We start from the raw sequence: 14,213 nt of genomic DNA on the forward strand, positions 1-14,213 counted from the left end.
TCGCAGCGGATACCGGCCAATGAGCGTAGAGCCCGGGCCGAAGGCATCGCCATAATAGTTTCAGAACTCGCATTAAACTAATTTCAAGAATTTCTTCGCTTTTCGCAAAAGCACGTTTAATAGATAAGCACAAGTATTAACATTCGACCAATTCTTAAAATTCATCAAATTCGAGTTCTGACGTTTCTATTAAGAATGATTCTAAATAATACATATGTCTTGTAATAAACATTATTCGCTGCACGTTTTGTATTTTTGCAAATCGTTATTTTAATAATATAAACCGCAGATGAAAAAAAGTGCAATTTTTGGTCTTGTTGTTATCGCTATAGCCATAGCGGTTATCATAAGTGTTTATTCAAGCTCAAGCACCTATGCAACCTTTGCCGAAGCGCAGCAAACCAGCAGCGAACTGCATGTAATAGGCCACTTCAGCAAGGGAAAGGAAATGGTTTATGACGCTGCTAAGGACGCCAATTATTTTTCATTTTATATGAAAGATAATAAAGGCGAAGAGCGTAAAGTTGTTTTTACCGGTACCAAACCGGAAGACTTTGAGCGTTCGGAGCAACTGGTACTTACCGGCCAGATGGTTGGCAGCGAGTTTCATGCATCAAAGATCCTGATGAAATGTCCTTCCAAATACACGCAGGATAAGTTAGAAGTTACAGAAGCGAAGGCTAAACAAGCCAGCATTTAATCATTTTTGATGAATACAGTTTTTAAGGGCGAACACCTTTTACCGGGACAAATCGGCCAGTTTTTTATTGTTCTTTCGTTTGGTGCAGCCCTGCTGTCATTCATAAGTTACTATTTTGCTACTACAGATGATGCCGGTAAGGCCGACAGCAGCTGGCAGCGTTTAGGACGTTTAGGTTTTTACGTAAATTCCATCTCTATTTTAGGAATGGGCACCTGCCTGTTCTATGTGCTTTATAATCATTATTTCGAATATCATTACGCCTGGGCCTATACCTCGCGTTCGCTGCCCGTTTATTACCTGGTATCGGGTTTCTGGAACGGACAGGAGGGCGGCTTTTTGCTTTGGGCCTTTTGGCAGGCCGTTTTAGGTAATGTACTTATTGCAAGGGCTAAATCATGGGAGCGCCCGGTGATGACTGTTGTTGCCCTGTCGCAGGTTATTCTGGGAACCATGGTACTTGGGATCGATATTTTCGGTCAGCGGATAGGCAGCTCGCCATTCTTGTTGTTGCGTAATTCAGGTATCGAAGCGCCTATATTCTCGCAGCCAAACTACCTCGACTTTATAAAAGACGGGCAAGGAATGAACCCATCGCTGCAAAATTACTGGATGGTTATTCACCCGCCTACCTTGTTCCTGGGTTTTGCATCTATTATAGTTCCGTTTGCTTACGCGGTTGCCGGGCTTTGGCAAAAGCGATATAAAGAATGGGTACAGCCCGCTATATCATACGCCTTGTTTGGTTCTATGATATTGGGTACCGGTGTGATCATGGGCTCGTTCTGGGCATATGAGTCGTTAAACTTCGGTGGCTTTTGGGCCTGGGACCCGGTTGAGAACGGTTCGATATTTCCGTGGTTAACAATGGTTGCGGCATTGCACGTACTTATCGTATTTAAAAATACAGGCCACTCATATTTTACAGCTACACTGCTGGTATTGCTGAGTTTTGTACTGGTATGGTATACTTCATTCCTTTCAAGAAGCGGTATTTTGGGTGAAAGCTCTGTGCATGCTTTTACCGATTTAGGTATGTTTTGGCAGCTGGTTATCGGCATCCTGATATTCCTTGTTTTATCTGTTTGGGTTTTGGTATGGCGATGGAAAGAACTGCCTATCACCAAAAAAGATGAAGAAACGTACTCGCGTGAGTTTTGGATGTTCGTAGGTTCAGTATTTTTAGGGTTATCTTGCTTCCACCTTATTGTAGTAACATCGGTGCCTGTATGGAATGCCATGTTTGGTACCAAGATTGCACCTCCTTCTGATGCTGTTAAACATTATAATGTGATCCAGTCGTCATTTGCGTTTGTGGTGACTTTACTTACCGGTTTTACGCAATTCCTGAAATATAAAAAGACTGATATTACCCGGTTTTTCATTACTACAGGCGTTTACCTTTTGTTTGCCATATTGGTAACGGCGCTTGTTGTTTACTTAACCGGTGTTTATCGCCTTAACTTCGTGTTCAATTTGGTGATGTGCGGTTCGGTTTATTCGGTTATTGCCAATGCCAAAGTATTGGTTGATGCTTTTAAAGGTAAGTTCAAGCTGGCCGGTTCGGCAGTGGCGCATTTAGGTTTTGGTTTGCTAATGGTTGGCGCGGTGATAGCGGCAGGTACCAGCAAAGTGGTTTCTGAAAATGCAAGCGGTGTGGTTAATGTGCAGGGCTTTGATGCCAAAGCAGGTAACGCCCGCGAAAATATCATGATCTATAAAAACACCCCGGTAAAAATGGGCGATTATACAGTTACCTATCTTGGCGACTCCATTTCATCACCTTACCATTTTTACAGGGTTGATTATAAAAAGTTTGACGCCAATGGTAAACTGCTTGAAAACTTTGTGCTTAAACCCAAAGTGCAGGCCAGCCGTGATGCGGGAATGTCTTCATCGCCTGACACCAAGCATTATTTATTAAATGACCTTTATACTCACGTTACCGCTATACCAAGCGAAGGTTTTGCCATGCAGGGCGAGGCCGGGCATGACGAAGGTAACGATGATAAAAACTACGATGAGCCTGTAGCACACGAAGTTGCCATTGGCGATACCATCAGGTACCGCGACGGCTTCATGCTGGTTAAATCATTAAACAAACAGGCTACGGTGCAAAATATCCCGCTTACAGCCAACGATGTGGCTATCGGCGCCAATATTGAAGTTCATGCGCATGATGGCAAGGTGTATACTGCCGAACCTGTGTTCATGATCAGGGGCGGTAACGTGTTTGATTTTGCCCGCAAGGTTGAGGATGCCGGATTAAAACTGCGTTTCTCAAGGATCAACCCCGAAAATAAAAAAGTAGAAATCACTGTTTACCAGCAGCCGCAAAACAAACGCCCATGGATTGTGATGCGCGCTATCAGCTTCCCGTATATCAACTTCTTCTGGAGCGGTACTATCATTATGGTGATTGGCTTTTTGCTTTCTATCCAAAGGCGTAATAAAGAACTTAAAACCGTTTAATTTCTGTTAGATGGATTTAACCGGGCACCGGTATAATATTGATCATGACGGGTTCACCGTTATTGATGATATTTATACCAGTGCCGAAATTAATGCCATTATTAACATTATCGAATCGGCCGACAGGTCGGGGCCGTTGTTCCGGCAAACTGATGATGTATTTGCCATAAGGCAATTTTTAAAGGCTGTTCCGGATGTTTCCCCTCTTTTATTGAATGACAGGTTAAAAAACGTTATCTCCAATGTTTTTGGCGATGGCTACTTTGTTGTAAAATCCATCTATTTTGATAAACCGGGATCGTCCAACTGGTTTGTAGCCTGGCACCAGGATTTGACCATCTCGGTGGATAGGAAAATTGATATAGCGGGTTACGGCCCCTGGACGGCTAAGCAAAATCAGTTTGCTGTGCAGCCTCCGCTTTATGTTTTGCAGGATAATTTCACTGTCCGCATTCATCTGGATGACACCAATGAAAATAATGGTGCATTGAAAGTATTGCCCGGTTCACACCTTAAAGAAATTTATCGCCCCGAAAACATCGACTGGCAGCAAGAAACTGAAGTAAGCTGCAATGTACAGGCCGGTAGTATCATGATCATGCGGCCGTTGCTCATGCACGCCTCAAGCCGAACCACCAATAACAAAAAGCGTAGGGTAGCACATATTGAGTTTAGCAGGGCAACGCTTGCTGATGAGATTGATTGGGCGGAAAAAGCTTAGGTGGAGTATACTAAGGTTAAAACCGGCGCGGAGCTGCTGATAACATCTGTAATATCATCATTACTACAGATAAGATAATGGACAAGTCCCGCTTCATTGTAAATGCTGTGTGTTTCCTCTTTAATCCATCTTAAATATTGAGTATCTGTAGAATAATTTATTCCGTTTTGAAATTTATCATTGTAAATGGAATTGATTCTGAATGATTCATTTGTGTTTCTGAATGAGAAATGAGTTTTAAACGTGACTTTTAAAATAGGGTCATTTTCGTTTATACTTTTTAAAGTGATCGTGAGACCTTCGTCGTTATAGCTTATATTATCCAGGTATTTATCCTTAGCGATAGAGTTACCTTGTTCCCATACATTAAATTCGTCGGCCATATAGTTTATTACCCCTTCAAAAACGAAAGGATTTTAGCATTTACGGTGTCGGCCTTTTCAATCATGGGTAAATGTGCTGCGCCATCAACAGGGAAAAAGTCGGTCTTCAATACACTACGGATGGAATCACTAAAACGTAGGGGTAGGGTTTTATCAGCTTTGCCCCATATCAGTAATACGCTTTTGCCTGCACTGTTGAGGCAGGTATTGCTTTCGCGACCATTTTGATTGTAATTGTACAGGGTTGAAACCAGCGCGTTTCTAAACCCCTTATACTCCATTTGCGGCAGGTAGCGGTTTACCCATTCGGGGTGGTTTCTCGGATAAAGAAAATCGGTTGTTTGTCCTTTTGCTCTTTCGTCGGAGTTCACAGCTTCGTTGTAGAGTGTGAAATATTGCGGAGCTACCGGCTTTTTTTGTTCATATACCGGGTCAACAAGTATTAGTTTGTTAACCATACCGGGGTGACTGCAGGTAAAATTGGTTATCACTGCGCCACCGAATGATACGCCTGCTAAATTTATTTTCCCGTTTAATTTAAGTTGATTAATGAGATCGAGCAGCTGCGTATTGTAAAGCTCCTGGTTATAGGGCACATTGGGCCTGTCTGAATAACCACGGCCAAACATATCATAGCGTAATACCCGGTATCCTTTTTTTATCAAAAAATCGTACGTTGGGTCCCAGATATAATAGGGTACGCTAAAGCCGTGGACAAGTATAACAACCTGGGCACTATCAGGGCCTTCGAGCTGGTAATGGGTTACGCCCTGACTTAATTTGATGAAGTTGCCGGGAACATTTTTGCGGCTGGTATCGGTTAAGGTTTTGGTTTCTTTATTGTTATATCTATAGAAGCCGTATAGTATTAATGACGCGGCCCCGACAAGAAATATCACAATTATAATGCTTACTTTAAGTATTTTCATGCGGTATTAGATGTTGGTTTCTAAAATACAGAAATATTTATACTACAGTTAGTTAAATAATTATATCTATTGTAAAGAATATATGAACATTACCATAATAGGCTCCGGCAACGTAGCAACCCATATGGCAGCAGCGTTTAAAAATGCAGGCCACCGTATTGTGCAGGTATACAGCCGCGATATACAGCATGCCGCTTTATTGGCCTACCATGTTAGCGCCGAAGCGATAGATAACCTTGACAATATTAATCCTGATACGGGATTGTTTGTTGTTTCGGTTAAGGACGATGCTATAACGACTGTTGTTAAAGCGTTGTCGGCCCATAAAAAGTTAATAGTAAATACATCGGGCTCAACCGATTTGAACAGTTTGCTGGCTTTTACCCCAAAGGCCGGTGTATTTTATCCCTTGCAAACGTTTAGCAAAATAAGAGAGGTTGATTTCAGATCTGTCCCGCTCTGTCTTGAAGGTGCTGACGACGGTATACTTGCTGATTTAAAGCAGCTGGCATTTACCATCAGTAATAATGTATATAGCGTTAACTCCGCCCGGCGCAAAATATTGCACCTCGCCGCGGTATTTGCCTGTAATTTCCCCAATTATTTGTACGGGGTTGCCCAAGACCTGCTTGCGCAAAATCAAATGGAGTTTAACATGCTGCGCCCCCTGATCCTGGAAACTGCCCAAAAAGTGCTTGAACAGGAACCACGCAATGTACAAACCGGCCCTGCAGTACGCAATGATGAGGGCACTATGGCCACTCACATGCAGATGTTAAGCGAGATGCCTATGTTACAGGATATTTACAGTTTGTTAAGTCAGGGTATTATCAAAAACAACAAAGGGGTTACCGCACCCGAGTAATTTTGTTACTTTTGCTTAAATGAACATTTATAAAATAAAGATCAATTTCGAGGAAAAAGGGCACGAAAGCGTTGAGTTACCTATAGCCGAAGGAGAATCTGTATTAGACGTATGCCTGGAGAATGGCATTGAACTACAGCACAATTGCGGTGGTGTTTGCGGATGCAGCACATGCCATGTTTATGTAAACAAGGGGATGGATAATATCCAGGAGATATCCGATAAAGAAGAGGATTTTATTGACAGGGCTGTTAACCCGCGCATTAATTCGCGCCTGGGTTGCCAGTGTGTGATTGTTGATGGCGACATTGAAGTTACCCTGCCGGATCAGTCGCAGTTTTTAGGCCACTAATATTTGCATCAATCCGTTTAAACAATAAATAAAACGTATAATTTACAACGTATTAGCGCAACCCCCGGGTAGTACGTAAAATCAACAAAAATGAGCGATAATAAATTTGCCTTACCAATTCACTGGAATGATTATGAAGATATTGCCATTGAACTTTATGAAAAGTTTGGTGACGATTTTGACGAATCAAGAATATACCGCATCCGTTTTACCGAACTGCTGGAATGGGTATTGAGCCTGCCTAATTTTGCCGGTACCCGTGCCGAATCAAACGAAGGCCACCTGGAGCAGATCCAATCGGCCTGGGTATACGAGTGGCGGGATAATCAATAATTCAGTTGGCAGTTTTGAGCCGGCGGTTTGCAGTTTTAAATTTGCGATTAGCAGTTTAGCACAAAGCAAACATTCTGTAATCAAAAAATCGGTGAAATCACCTCAACAAATCGGTGGGATCACGAAACAAAATCGGTGTAATCATAACCATGGAATCATTCCTGAATAAATTAAAAGATGTTACTACCCTCATTTTTGATGTGGATGGCGTTTTGACCGACGGGTCTGTTTTTGTAACGGAAGCTGGCGAACAAAGCCGCGCCTTTAATATTAAAGATGGCTACGCGCTACAGTTAGCTGTTAAATGCGGTTATAATGTTTGCGCCATATCGGGCAGCCGCTCAAAAAGTGCCATGTACAGGTTAAACAGCCTTGGCATCCAGGACGTGTATATGGGCACACATACCAAATCGCAAAGGTTCAAGATTTACCTGGAAGAAAAAAGCATAATCGCCACCAACGTTTTATACATGGGCGATGATATTCCCGACCTGGAAGTGATGAAGCTTGCAGGCCTGCCTGTTTGCCCTGCCGATGCTGTTGAAGAGATCAAAGCAGTTAGCGCCTACGTATCGCCCTACGGCGGAGGCAAAGGCTGTGCCCGCGATATCATTGAAAAAGTGCTTAAGGTTCAGGATAAATGGATGAGCAAACAGGCGTATAGCTGGTAGGGTTTGGTCCATAGTCCATAGCCCATAGCCCATAGTCGATAATCTACAGATCATGGTTCATGGAATAAACTCGGCAGATCATGGTTATCAATAGTTTTGTTGCTACTATGATCTATGAACCATTTGCTACGAACTAATCAATGCAGCTACCATGATCTATGAACCATCAACCATGAACTAAAAATATGAACATCATCCCACCCGTAATTCTCGCATCAAAATCGCCAAGACGGCAGGAGTTGCTCCGGCTTATGGATATTGATTTCAGGGTTGTGCTTAAAGAGGTTGATGAGTCTTTCCCCGATGGGCTTACCCCAACAGAGGTTGCCCTACATATAGCCCGTAAAAAAGCAGAAGCATTTGACGAAACGGTAGGAGATGAGGTTGTGCTTACTGCCGATACTATAGTTTGTATTGATGGCCTGATACTGGGTAAACCCGAAACCCGCGCACATGCTATCGAAATGCTGCAAATGCTATCGGGCCGTGTACACCAGGTTATTACCGGTGTATGTTTGTTATATAAAGGGCGTTATAACAATTTTTATGATCTTACCGAAGTGCTCTTCCGCAAGCTTTCTGATGCCGAGATCAGTAATTATGTAGATAAGTACCAGCCGCTTGATAAGGCCGGATCATACGGCATCCAGGAGCTGATAGGCCTGATAGGCATCGAACGGATTGAAGGCTCATATACCAACGTTGTCGGCTTACCTACCCAAAAGGTTTATGCGCAATTGCGCAGCTTAAGCAAATAGATTTCCTGGTATTGCAACTCACACACCACATACAGGCGCAAGTATTGTGCGGCTGCCTGTGCGGGGATTACTTGTGCCTTTCGCAAACCATTTTATTCGTCGTTACAGTTTCGCTAAACATCGTCAATTTTGATAAAGCGTGTTTTTTCCGGTACAATTAAATAAATAATTATTTAATTTAAACCTTTGTTTCCTGCATAGTCTAACGTATTAAATAAAGGGAGTAATTTGTCATGAAAAAAACTATTAATACAGGGCTGGTGTTACTGCTGGTGGCTGCCTTGTCTGCATGCAGCAGTTACAACTATTACACCGCAGCCCGAAACAAAACAGATTTATCCGCTTACCGTACATTTGCCTGGCTACCTCCTGCAACCATGACCAATAAAGCCGGCGCAGTTGTAAAAAAGGAAGTGGCTGATGAAAAGGTTAAGGACGCGGCTATTTCGGCATTGGAAAACAAGGGGTTAAAATTTCAGGAAAATAACCCCGATCTGTTGGTAAGCTATACCACAGTTACCGGCAGGGGAATGAAAACTGAGTTTTATCCTTATTACTATGGCGGTTACCCGGGCTTCGGTTTAGGATTTGGCTGGGGTTGGGGAGGTGGCTGGGGCTATCGTCCGTTTTATGGCTATGGCGGTTGGGGTTGGGGATATCCTTATGGTTACGGTTATGGCGGCGGCGGTTATGCCCGCGTGCCTTACAAAGAAGGTACCCTGATTATTGACATTATGGATACCAAATCGCGCAAACTGGTATGGCGTGGTTTTGGTGTTGGCGAACTGCACAACCCGCAAAAAACTGTAAAGGAACTGCCCAAAGTAGTTAACGGCATTATTGAACAACTACAGCTTAACCAGGTACAGCAAGACCAGGTGCCAATGAAAAAAGCATAAGAAATTTGCTGATCAATTATTGAACTAATGCAAAAATCCCTTCGGGCGCTAAGCCTGGAGGGATTTTTGTTTGCGGTATAAATGGGTTACAGTAAAAATAAGGACGGCTACAGCTAAAACAATAACCCAGCCATCAAGCGGGCAGTTAGCGTCGCCATCGGCATTATCACAGGGATTATCTAACTGGGCAAAACAGCTTAGGGTGGCAGCCGCAAAAACAAGGGCGGTTAAAAAGAACTTTTTTTTCATATGCGCAAATCGCTTGTTATTGTTTTAAAAATTTACCGGTGCCAATCAACTGTTTGGTTTTATTATCGGTAACCCTTATAATATATGTTCCCGGCACTAAACCGGTTACGTTGTTTTTCCAGTAAAGCTGTGTGATATTTACTGCCTTCAGTATCACACCACTGCTGTTGGTTAACTGAATATTATAGTTTGCTGAAGCGTTGGTTTGCCCTATGGTTAGGTTTAATGTTTCTGTTACAGGGTTTGGATATATCGTAAGCAGGCTATTGCTTATGTTATTTTTTGTATTGGCATACATTAATGGCAGCTCTTTTGACAGGCTGATATCATTGTTTAAATCAGTTAACTGAACACGGTAATTATTTAAGCCTTTTGCCGGGTTAGGGTCAGTATAAGAGTAAGTTCCCAAACCGTTCGATTTTATCACATCCAGGTTTTCCCAGGTTTTGCCGTTATCTGTGCTTCTTTGCAGCGTAAATGTGGTGTAGTTTGCCTCATTTTCAACAATCCAGGTTGTTTTAGCCCCGCCGGTTGCTTTTACGGCATTAAAATCAAGCAGCCGCAAGCCCAATGCAGGTGATTGGCGCAATATCAGCTGAAAACGTTTTTTACCAAAAGTAGCCGGGGTACTTTTATCAATATTGTAGCTGTAAATGTTGTTGTGTTTAAGATCCAACGAATCTTTAGTAAAGTTATCCTTAAGCCATATTTCATAAATGGCAGGTACGTTGCTAAGTGCTCTTAGTTTTAATTGATAAGGCCCGGATGAGGTAGCGTCAGACGTTAGGGGAATGATCTCCTGTTGCTTTTTGGGGAAAGGCCGGTGATGGATAACGGTTTTAACGCTATCGCTTGACAGGGCCGACAAGGCTATCTGTGCACCATTGGTGCCCAGGTCTTCCGCATCTTTACTATTTTCAAACGCTGTACTCGCGTCGTTATTAAATGCAATAACAATATCATCGGTATTAATGGAGTCCTTTATCATTTGCAGCCTTAATATCGGTTCGGCCAATGATGATGAAGTTTGTTGTGATGCTGCTAATTGTGCTTCGGCAGCCTTCAATATGTCCATGTCGGCAGCTGTGGCCGCCAGTTTCTGTAACCCCTTATCAGCAGGGGCACTTAATAAGGCTATCAGATTTGATGCCGTTGGTTGCGTTGTTGACTTCGCCGATTCCCTGAAAGTTAATGATTGCGAAGCTGAGGTAGCCTGTATAAAAAACGCCTGCCCGCTGGCTATCATATTACTTGCATAGCCATCGCTCGAAATACCGGGGTTAATATTGGTAGTCGTATCTGCTGTAGATATAGCAGTGGCCTTTTGCATGTAGCTGGCATACTGCTTTGTTTTTGGATTGTAAACCCATATTTTGCCCGGAGCAGATAGGGTTGCAGCCGAAGATACCTCTGAGGGGAAACCGGCCCCGTAAATTGAGGATGTGGCGGAAACGGTTGTTGTTGTGCCCCTGCGGTTAAATTTTTCCCAATTGATGGTGGCTGCGTAAGGATTTCCAACCAGGTTATATCCGTTAACCTGGCTGCCTGTAGTATTGCTGAACAAGAGGCTGGTTGTGCCGCTGTACCAGTTGGTTACTGTAATGTCACCTGTGTTTAATGTACCTGTTGTTGTTAAAGTGGTGTTGGTGGGTACATAGCTTGCGGTTGTTGAAGTTGCAAGATCGGCGGCTGTCCTGTCTCCCCTGAAAAAGAAAAGGAAGCCGTTTCCGACAGGTATGGTATGTGAACCGTCGGTATCAAAAATATAAGTTGGCGGGGAGTTGATATTGTTGATGCCCCTGAAATTACCGGCTGTAAAAGACGCTTGCGACGAGGCTATGTTTTCCCTGAAGCAATAAATTGTGGGATTGCCCGATTTATCAAAGCCGCCCGTTGTGCCTGTAGTGCCGGTTATCCATGATGAGTTTTTAAGATAATTTATACTGATTACCTTGGCTGATGAACCTGTATTAACGGGTGATGAAAGTAACCTGTACCCCCGGTTATATGAATTGCCGCCGCTTATAAAACGCTGTACGTTTACATTGCCTGTAATTGCTGTGCCGGAAGGAATAGCATCTACAGTGGCTGAGCCTGTTGCATCGGAGTTTAACGTTAAAACACCGCCGGCAGCAAGGGTAGCTGTACCGCCCATAGTAAGTATACCCGAGGATGATACCGCGAATTTACCGGCGCCCGACATGGTTTTTATACCGCTGCCATTAACAGTAACATTATTAAATTTTGTGCCGTTGGTGCTGTTGTCTGTAAGAGATTGAGCGCCTGCTTTACTAAAAAACACTGTTCCGGTGCCTGCCGTAAACGTACCCGTGTTGGTGTAATCGCCATTTAAGGTTAGTGTGCCCGCCCCGCCTGTAATAACAGCGCTGTTAGTAGTGTTGCCAGTAATACTAATATTGCCAGAACCCTGGGTTACGTTTGCCGAATTGCTCCAGGTTCCTGTAACAGTTATAACAGGGTTGTTCGTGTTAAGGCCTATTGCACCCCCGCTTGTGATCCAGTTTCCGCTTACGGTTAGCGCGCCGCCGTCGACAGTTTTGGCTGCCGCCCCTGATAAGGTGAGGTTATCATAGTTGGAGGGGGTTGTACCTATAAAGCTGTCATTAGTGGCGTGTACAGTTTGCGTGCCCGAAGTAGCTGCGTAGTTAACGAGTCCGGTGCCGCTGCCGCCGGTGGTGAAATCGATAGTGCCACCTGTAGCGGCACTTATTGGGGTATTGCCTGTTAAGTTTAAAGTAGTAGCCCCGGTACCAGTATCCATATCAACGAGGGCCGCATTGGTAATAGTAAGACCCCCGCTGGTCATGTTTACGTAGCTTGAATTTGTGGTAGCTATACTACTTATTGTTAATATTCCCGAATTTAGATGGAACGTGGCGTTATTAACAGAGTAATTTTGTAATCCTGATGTATAGGTTCCCAATGCCGAGGAGGTAGTGTTTAAACTTAACGAATTGGTGATATTGAATACCGGAACCGTTGTATTTATTATGGTTGTATTGGATGTTGGGCTGACGCTTCTTGTAGGCGTAGGAGGAGTGGTATTATCGCCAACTACAAATGAGCTACAGTTTAATGTACCAGTACCTGTACCGGTAATGGTTGTTGTCACGCCGCCGGCACTACTGTTGTGATTTTGCGTGATGGCGCCGGTAACCGTAAGGGAGTAGGTATCTTTGATGGTTAATATAATAGATGGGGTTCCGCTCATTGTACTTTTTAAGGGGCCTAATATCAGGAAAGCAACATTAGGCACACTGCTTTGAACGGTGGGCTGGTTATAAAATGAAACAACGCCTATGCGTGCCGCATAGCTTGTAGTAGGAATAGTTGCTGGGCTCCAGTTACGGGTATCATTCCAGTTGCTGTCATATGCGCCTGTCCAGTCAATGGCATCATCAAAAGTTATAGTATTACCATTTGAGGATGGGCCTGTATAAGTAATGGCTGAGCTGTTTCCATTCCCCGTAAGGGTGTTAATACTGGTGACGGTAATAGTGCCTGTAGGGCTGCTGCCATAGTTTAGCTGGCTTTTTACTGTACCTGTATAAAAATAATAACCGGGGACAGAGTAAGATCCATCTGTATTGCCCGAGCTTGAGATAAGGTCGCCCACACTATAATCTTGTATAGCGTTGCCGGTGTAAGTTACTGAACTTATCAGTGCGTCTGTTGATGTGGAGTAATAGGAATCATCTGAACGGTAGAGACTTCCTGAACCATTGAAATATGCCTCGAACCCGGAGCCTGACGTGTTCAGTACCAATTGGTTGATAACGAAATTGCCTCTTGATATTATTTTTAACCCGTAAAGGATTACGCTTTCGCCGGCGTAGTAAGGCGGCTGTGTAACATTATTTGCCGTTCCGTTTGCGTCTGTTGTGGTAAATTGGAGTACACGGGTGTACATATCAAAATTATCCCATTGAAATCTGCCGGCAGTAGTACATGTTGATTCAAGATAGGAATAATAATAGCTGCTGAACCCGCTACCAGTTGTACTTGTACTTGAAGCAACAAGGGTTTTGGCTGTGGTCATGCCGGTTACAAAAACATCTTTAAATATTGCCCAACGACCGTCTTTCAACCGTTGCACTTTGATCATGTAGGTTTGCTGGTCGTTGGCCATGGTGGCATTGAGCAGCTCATTGTAACGGCCCGTCCCGGTATTTGAGTCATACCTATACCTTAAACTGAGTGTTGTACCGGTATGGGTTATATAAATGCCCTGCATGGTATTGGCTGTATACCCGTTGGCAATAAGCCAATAGCGCCATGAATTATTACCTACAGCCATCGCATCGGGGTCATCCGGGCCGGTTGCACTATTATTTTTATAAATGAAATTCCACTCAAAATCATTCTGAGTAAGATCTACGCTCCCTGATGTGCCGCTTCCGACAAAATCCCACCTGATAGCGCTTATGGCGTTGGTTGCAGGTACCGCGGATCGCAGGCTTACCGAGCCGTTTAAAGGACTTGTAGTTGATGCATCTATGGTAACCGACGAACTTGTGCGGGCGGCATTACCAACCCCGGTTGCTCCTAATGATGTTATATTACCGGCAGAGGAAGTTTCAAAGTTATTGTAATAGTAGGTAAGGTTATCGCTGGTTTCCTGGGCCGCAACTGCGCTCATCAGGCATAGCAGATATCCGGTAAATAAAACGCAGCGTAATTGTGATTTCAAATTTAATAGGGTTTCGGGCAAGTAATATCAATAATGATGCTGGTTCAATAAAACCGGATTAAAGTACAAATTTCAACTCAAATATGCGGTTGTGTTGCCAATGGCATCGGTTGTGATGTTTTTTATTGAAAAAATGGAAAATTTAGAGAAATTAATTATTGATTATTGTT

Annotated in this window: 13 protein-coding genes; 9 read left to right on the top strand and 4 right to left on the bottom strand. The window is 43.5% G+C overall.

Going from position 1 to position 14,213, the window contains the following annotated elements; translation table 11 throughout:
• Positions 1-289: 289 nt before the first annotated feature.
• Genes BLS28_RS19460 through BLS28_RS19470 form a run of 3 tightly spaced genes read left to right on the top strand, consistent with a single transcriptional unit; the run spans position 290 to position 3,893 of the window.
• Positions 290-700 (top strand): cytochrome c maturation protein CcmE domain-containing protein, encoded by a 411-nt coding sequence (locus tag BLS28_RS19460; protein ID WP_091171412.1) that lies wholly within the window; start codon positions 290-292, stop codon positions 698-700.
• 9 nt (positions 701-709) lie between these two features.
• Positions 710-3,172, top strand: coding sequence for a cytochrome c biogenesis protein CcsA (gene ccsA / locus BLS28_RS19465; RefSeq protein ID WP_091171415.1), 2,463 nt, complete (start codon positions 710-712; stop codon positions 3,170-3,172).
• A gap of 10 nt (positions 3,173-3,182) precedes the next feature.
• On the top strand, positions 3,183-3,893 hold the full coding sequence (locus tag BLS28_RS19470) for a phytanoyl-CoA dioxygenase family protein (RefSeq protein ID WP_091171418.1): 711 nt from the start codon (positions 3,183-3,185) through the stop codon (positions 3,891-3,893).
• On the opposite strand, the gene BLS28_RS19475 is transcribed toward BLS28_RS19470, so the two are convergent.
• Positions 3,890-4,276: a hypothetical protein gene (locus BLS28_RS19475; protein WP_091171420.1), complete on the bottom strand. Its 387-nt coding sequence runs from the start codon at positions 4,274-4,276 to the stop codon at positions 3,890-3,892. The genes BLS28_RS19470 and BLS28_RS19475 overlap by 4 nt on opposite strands.
• 8 nt (positions 4,277-4,284) lie before the next feature.
• On the bottom strand, positions 4,285-5,205 hold the full coding sequence (locus tag BLS28_RS19480) for an alpha/beta fold hydrolase (RefSeq protein WP_091171422.1): 921 nt from the start codon (positions 5,203-5,205) through the stop codon (positions 4,285-4,287).
• A gap of 82 nt (positions 5,206-5,287) precedes the next feature.
• Here BLS28_RS19480 and BLS28_RS19485 point away from each other — a divergent pair, with 82 nt between their 5' ends.
• The 6 genes from BLS28_RS19485 to BLS28_RS19510 all read left to right on the top strand — a co-directional run bounded on the left by BLS28_RS19485 (position 5,288) and on the right by BLS28_RS19510 (position 9,083).
• Positions 5,288-6,070, top strand: a complete 783-nt coding sequence (locus BLS28_RS19485) for a Rossmann-like and DUF2520 domain-containing protein (RefSeq protein ID WP_091171426.1) — start codon at positions 5,288-5,290, stop codon at positions 6,068-6,070.
• A gap of 19 nt (positions 6,071-6,089) precedes the next feature.
• Positions 6,090-6,422, top strand: a complete 333-nt coding sequence (locus BLS28_RS19490; protein WP_090524420.1) for a 2Fe-2S iron-sulfur cluster-binding protein — start codon at positions 6,090-6,092, stop codon at positions 6,420-6,422.
• 90 nt (positions 6,423-6,512) lie between these two features.
• Complete coding sequence (gene iscX / locus BLS28_RS19495; RefSeq protein WP_091171429.1) at positions 6,513-6,755, top strand: Fe-S cluster assembly protein IscX; 243 nt, start codon at positions 6,513-6,515, stop codon at positions 6,753-6,755.
• Positions 6,756-6,904: 149 nt separating this feature from the next.
• Positions 6,905-7,426: a KdsC family phosphatase gene (locus BLS28_RS19500; RefSeq protein WP_091171433.1), complete on the top strand. Its 522-nt coding sequence runs from the start codon at positions 6,905-6,907 to the stop codon at positions 7,424-7,426.
• A 185-nt stretch (positions 7,427-7,611) separates the two neighbouring features.
• Positions 7,612-8,184, top strand: coding sequence for a Maf family protein (locus BLS28_RS19505; protein ID WP_091171436.1), 573 nt, complete (start codon positions 7,612-7,614; stop codon positions 8,182-8,184).
• A 233-nt stretch (positions 8,185-8,417) separates the two neighbouring features.
• Complete coding sequence (locus tag BLS28_RS19510) at positions 8,418-9,083, top strand: DUF4136 domain-containing protein (RefSeq protein ID WP_091171439.1); 666 nt, start codon at positions 8,418-8,420, stop codon at positions 9,081-9,083.
• Positions 9,084-9,131: 48 nt separating this feature from the next.
• Here BLS28_RS19510 and BLS28_RS19515 read toward each other — a convergent pair whose 3' ends face one another.
• Together BLS28_RS19515 and BLS28_RS19520 are read right to left on the bottom strand one after the other, a co-directional pair.
• Positions 9,132-9,332 carry a hypothetical protein gene (locus BLS28_RS19515; RefSeq protein WP_091171442.1) on the bottom strand — a complete coding sequence of 67 codons (201 nt, stop codon included), beginning with the start codon at positions 9,330-9,332 and terminating at the stop codon, positions 9,132-9,134.
• Between the two features lie 16 nt (positions 9,333-9,348).
• Positions 9,349-13,992 carry a DUF8693 domain-containing protein gene (locus BLS28_RS19520; RefSeq protein ID WP_091171444.1) on the bottom strand — a complete coding sequence of 1,548 codons (4,644 nt, stop codon included), beginning with the start codon at positions 13,990-13,992 and terminating at the stop codon, positions 9,349-9,351.
• Positions 13,993-14,213 lie beyond the last annotated feature (221 nt).

The sequence above is a fragment of the Mucilaginibacter gossypii genome (assembly GCF_900100945.1).
Lineage (GTDB): Bacteria > Bacteroidota > Bacteroidia > Sphingobacteriales > Sphingobacteriaceae > Mucilaginibacter > Mucilaginibacter gossypii.

Excerpts from the sequence above, each read along its gene's own strand:
- BLS28_RS19460 (WP_091171412.1), top strand. The coding sequence starts at position 290 with ATGAAAAAAAGTGCAATTTTTGGTCTTGTTGTTATCGCTATAGCCATA.
- ccsA (WP_091171415.1), top strand. The coding sequence starts at position 710 with ATGAATACAGTTTTTAAGGGCGAACACCTTTTACCGGGACAAATCGGC.
- BLS28_RS19470 (WP_091171418.1), top strand. The coding sequence starts at position 3,183 with ATGGATTTAACCGGGCACCGGTATAATATTGATCATGACGGGTTCACC.
- BLS28_RS19475 (WP_091171420.1), bottom strand. The coding sequence starts at position 4,276 with ATGGCCGACGAATTTAATGTATGGGAACAAGGTAACTCTATCGCTAAG.
- BLS28_RS19480 (WP_091171422.1), bottom strand. The coding sequence starts at position 5,205 with ATGAAAATACTTAAAGTAAGCATTATAATTGTGATATTTCTTGTCGGG.
- BLS28_RS19485 (WP_091171426.1), top strand. The coding sequence starts at position 5,288 with ATGAACATTACCATAATAGGCTCCGGCAACGTAGCAACCCATATGGCA.
- BLS28_RS19490 (WP_090524420.1), top strand. The coding sequence starts at position 6,090 with ATGAACATTTATAAAATAAAGATCAATTTCGAGGAAAAAGGGCACGAA.
- iscX (WP_091171429.1), top strand. The coding sequence starts at position 6,513 with ATGAGCGATAATAAATTTGCCTTACCAATTCACTGGAATGATTATGAA.
- BLS28_RS19500 (WP_091171433.1), top strand. The coding sequence starts at position 6,905 with ATGGAATCATTCCTGAATAAATTAAAAGATGTTACTACCCTCATTTTT.
- BLS28_RS19505 (WP_091171436.1), top strand. The coding sequence starts at position 7,612 with ATGAACATCATCCCACCCGTAATTCTCGCATCAAAATCGCCAAGACGG.
- BLS28_RS19510 (WP_091171439.1), top strand. The coding sequence starts at position 8,418 with ATGAAAAAAACTATTAATACAGGGCTGGTGTTACTGCTGGTGGCTGCC.
- BLS28_RS19515 (WP_091171442.1), bottom strand. The coding sequence starts at position 9,332 with ATGAAAAAAAAGTTCTTTTTAACCGCCCTTGTTTTTGCGGCTGCCACC.
- BLS28_RS19520 (WP_091171444.1), bottom strand. The coding sequence starts at position 13,992 with ATGAGCGCAGTTGCGGCCCAGGAAACCAGCGATAACCTTACCTACTAT.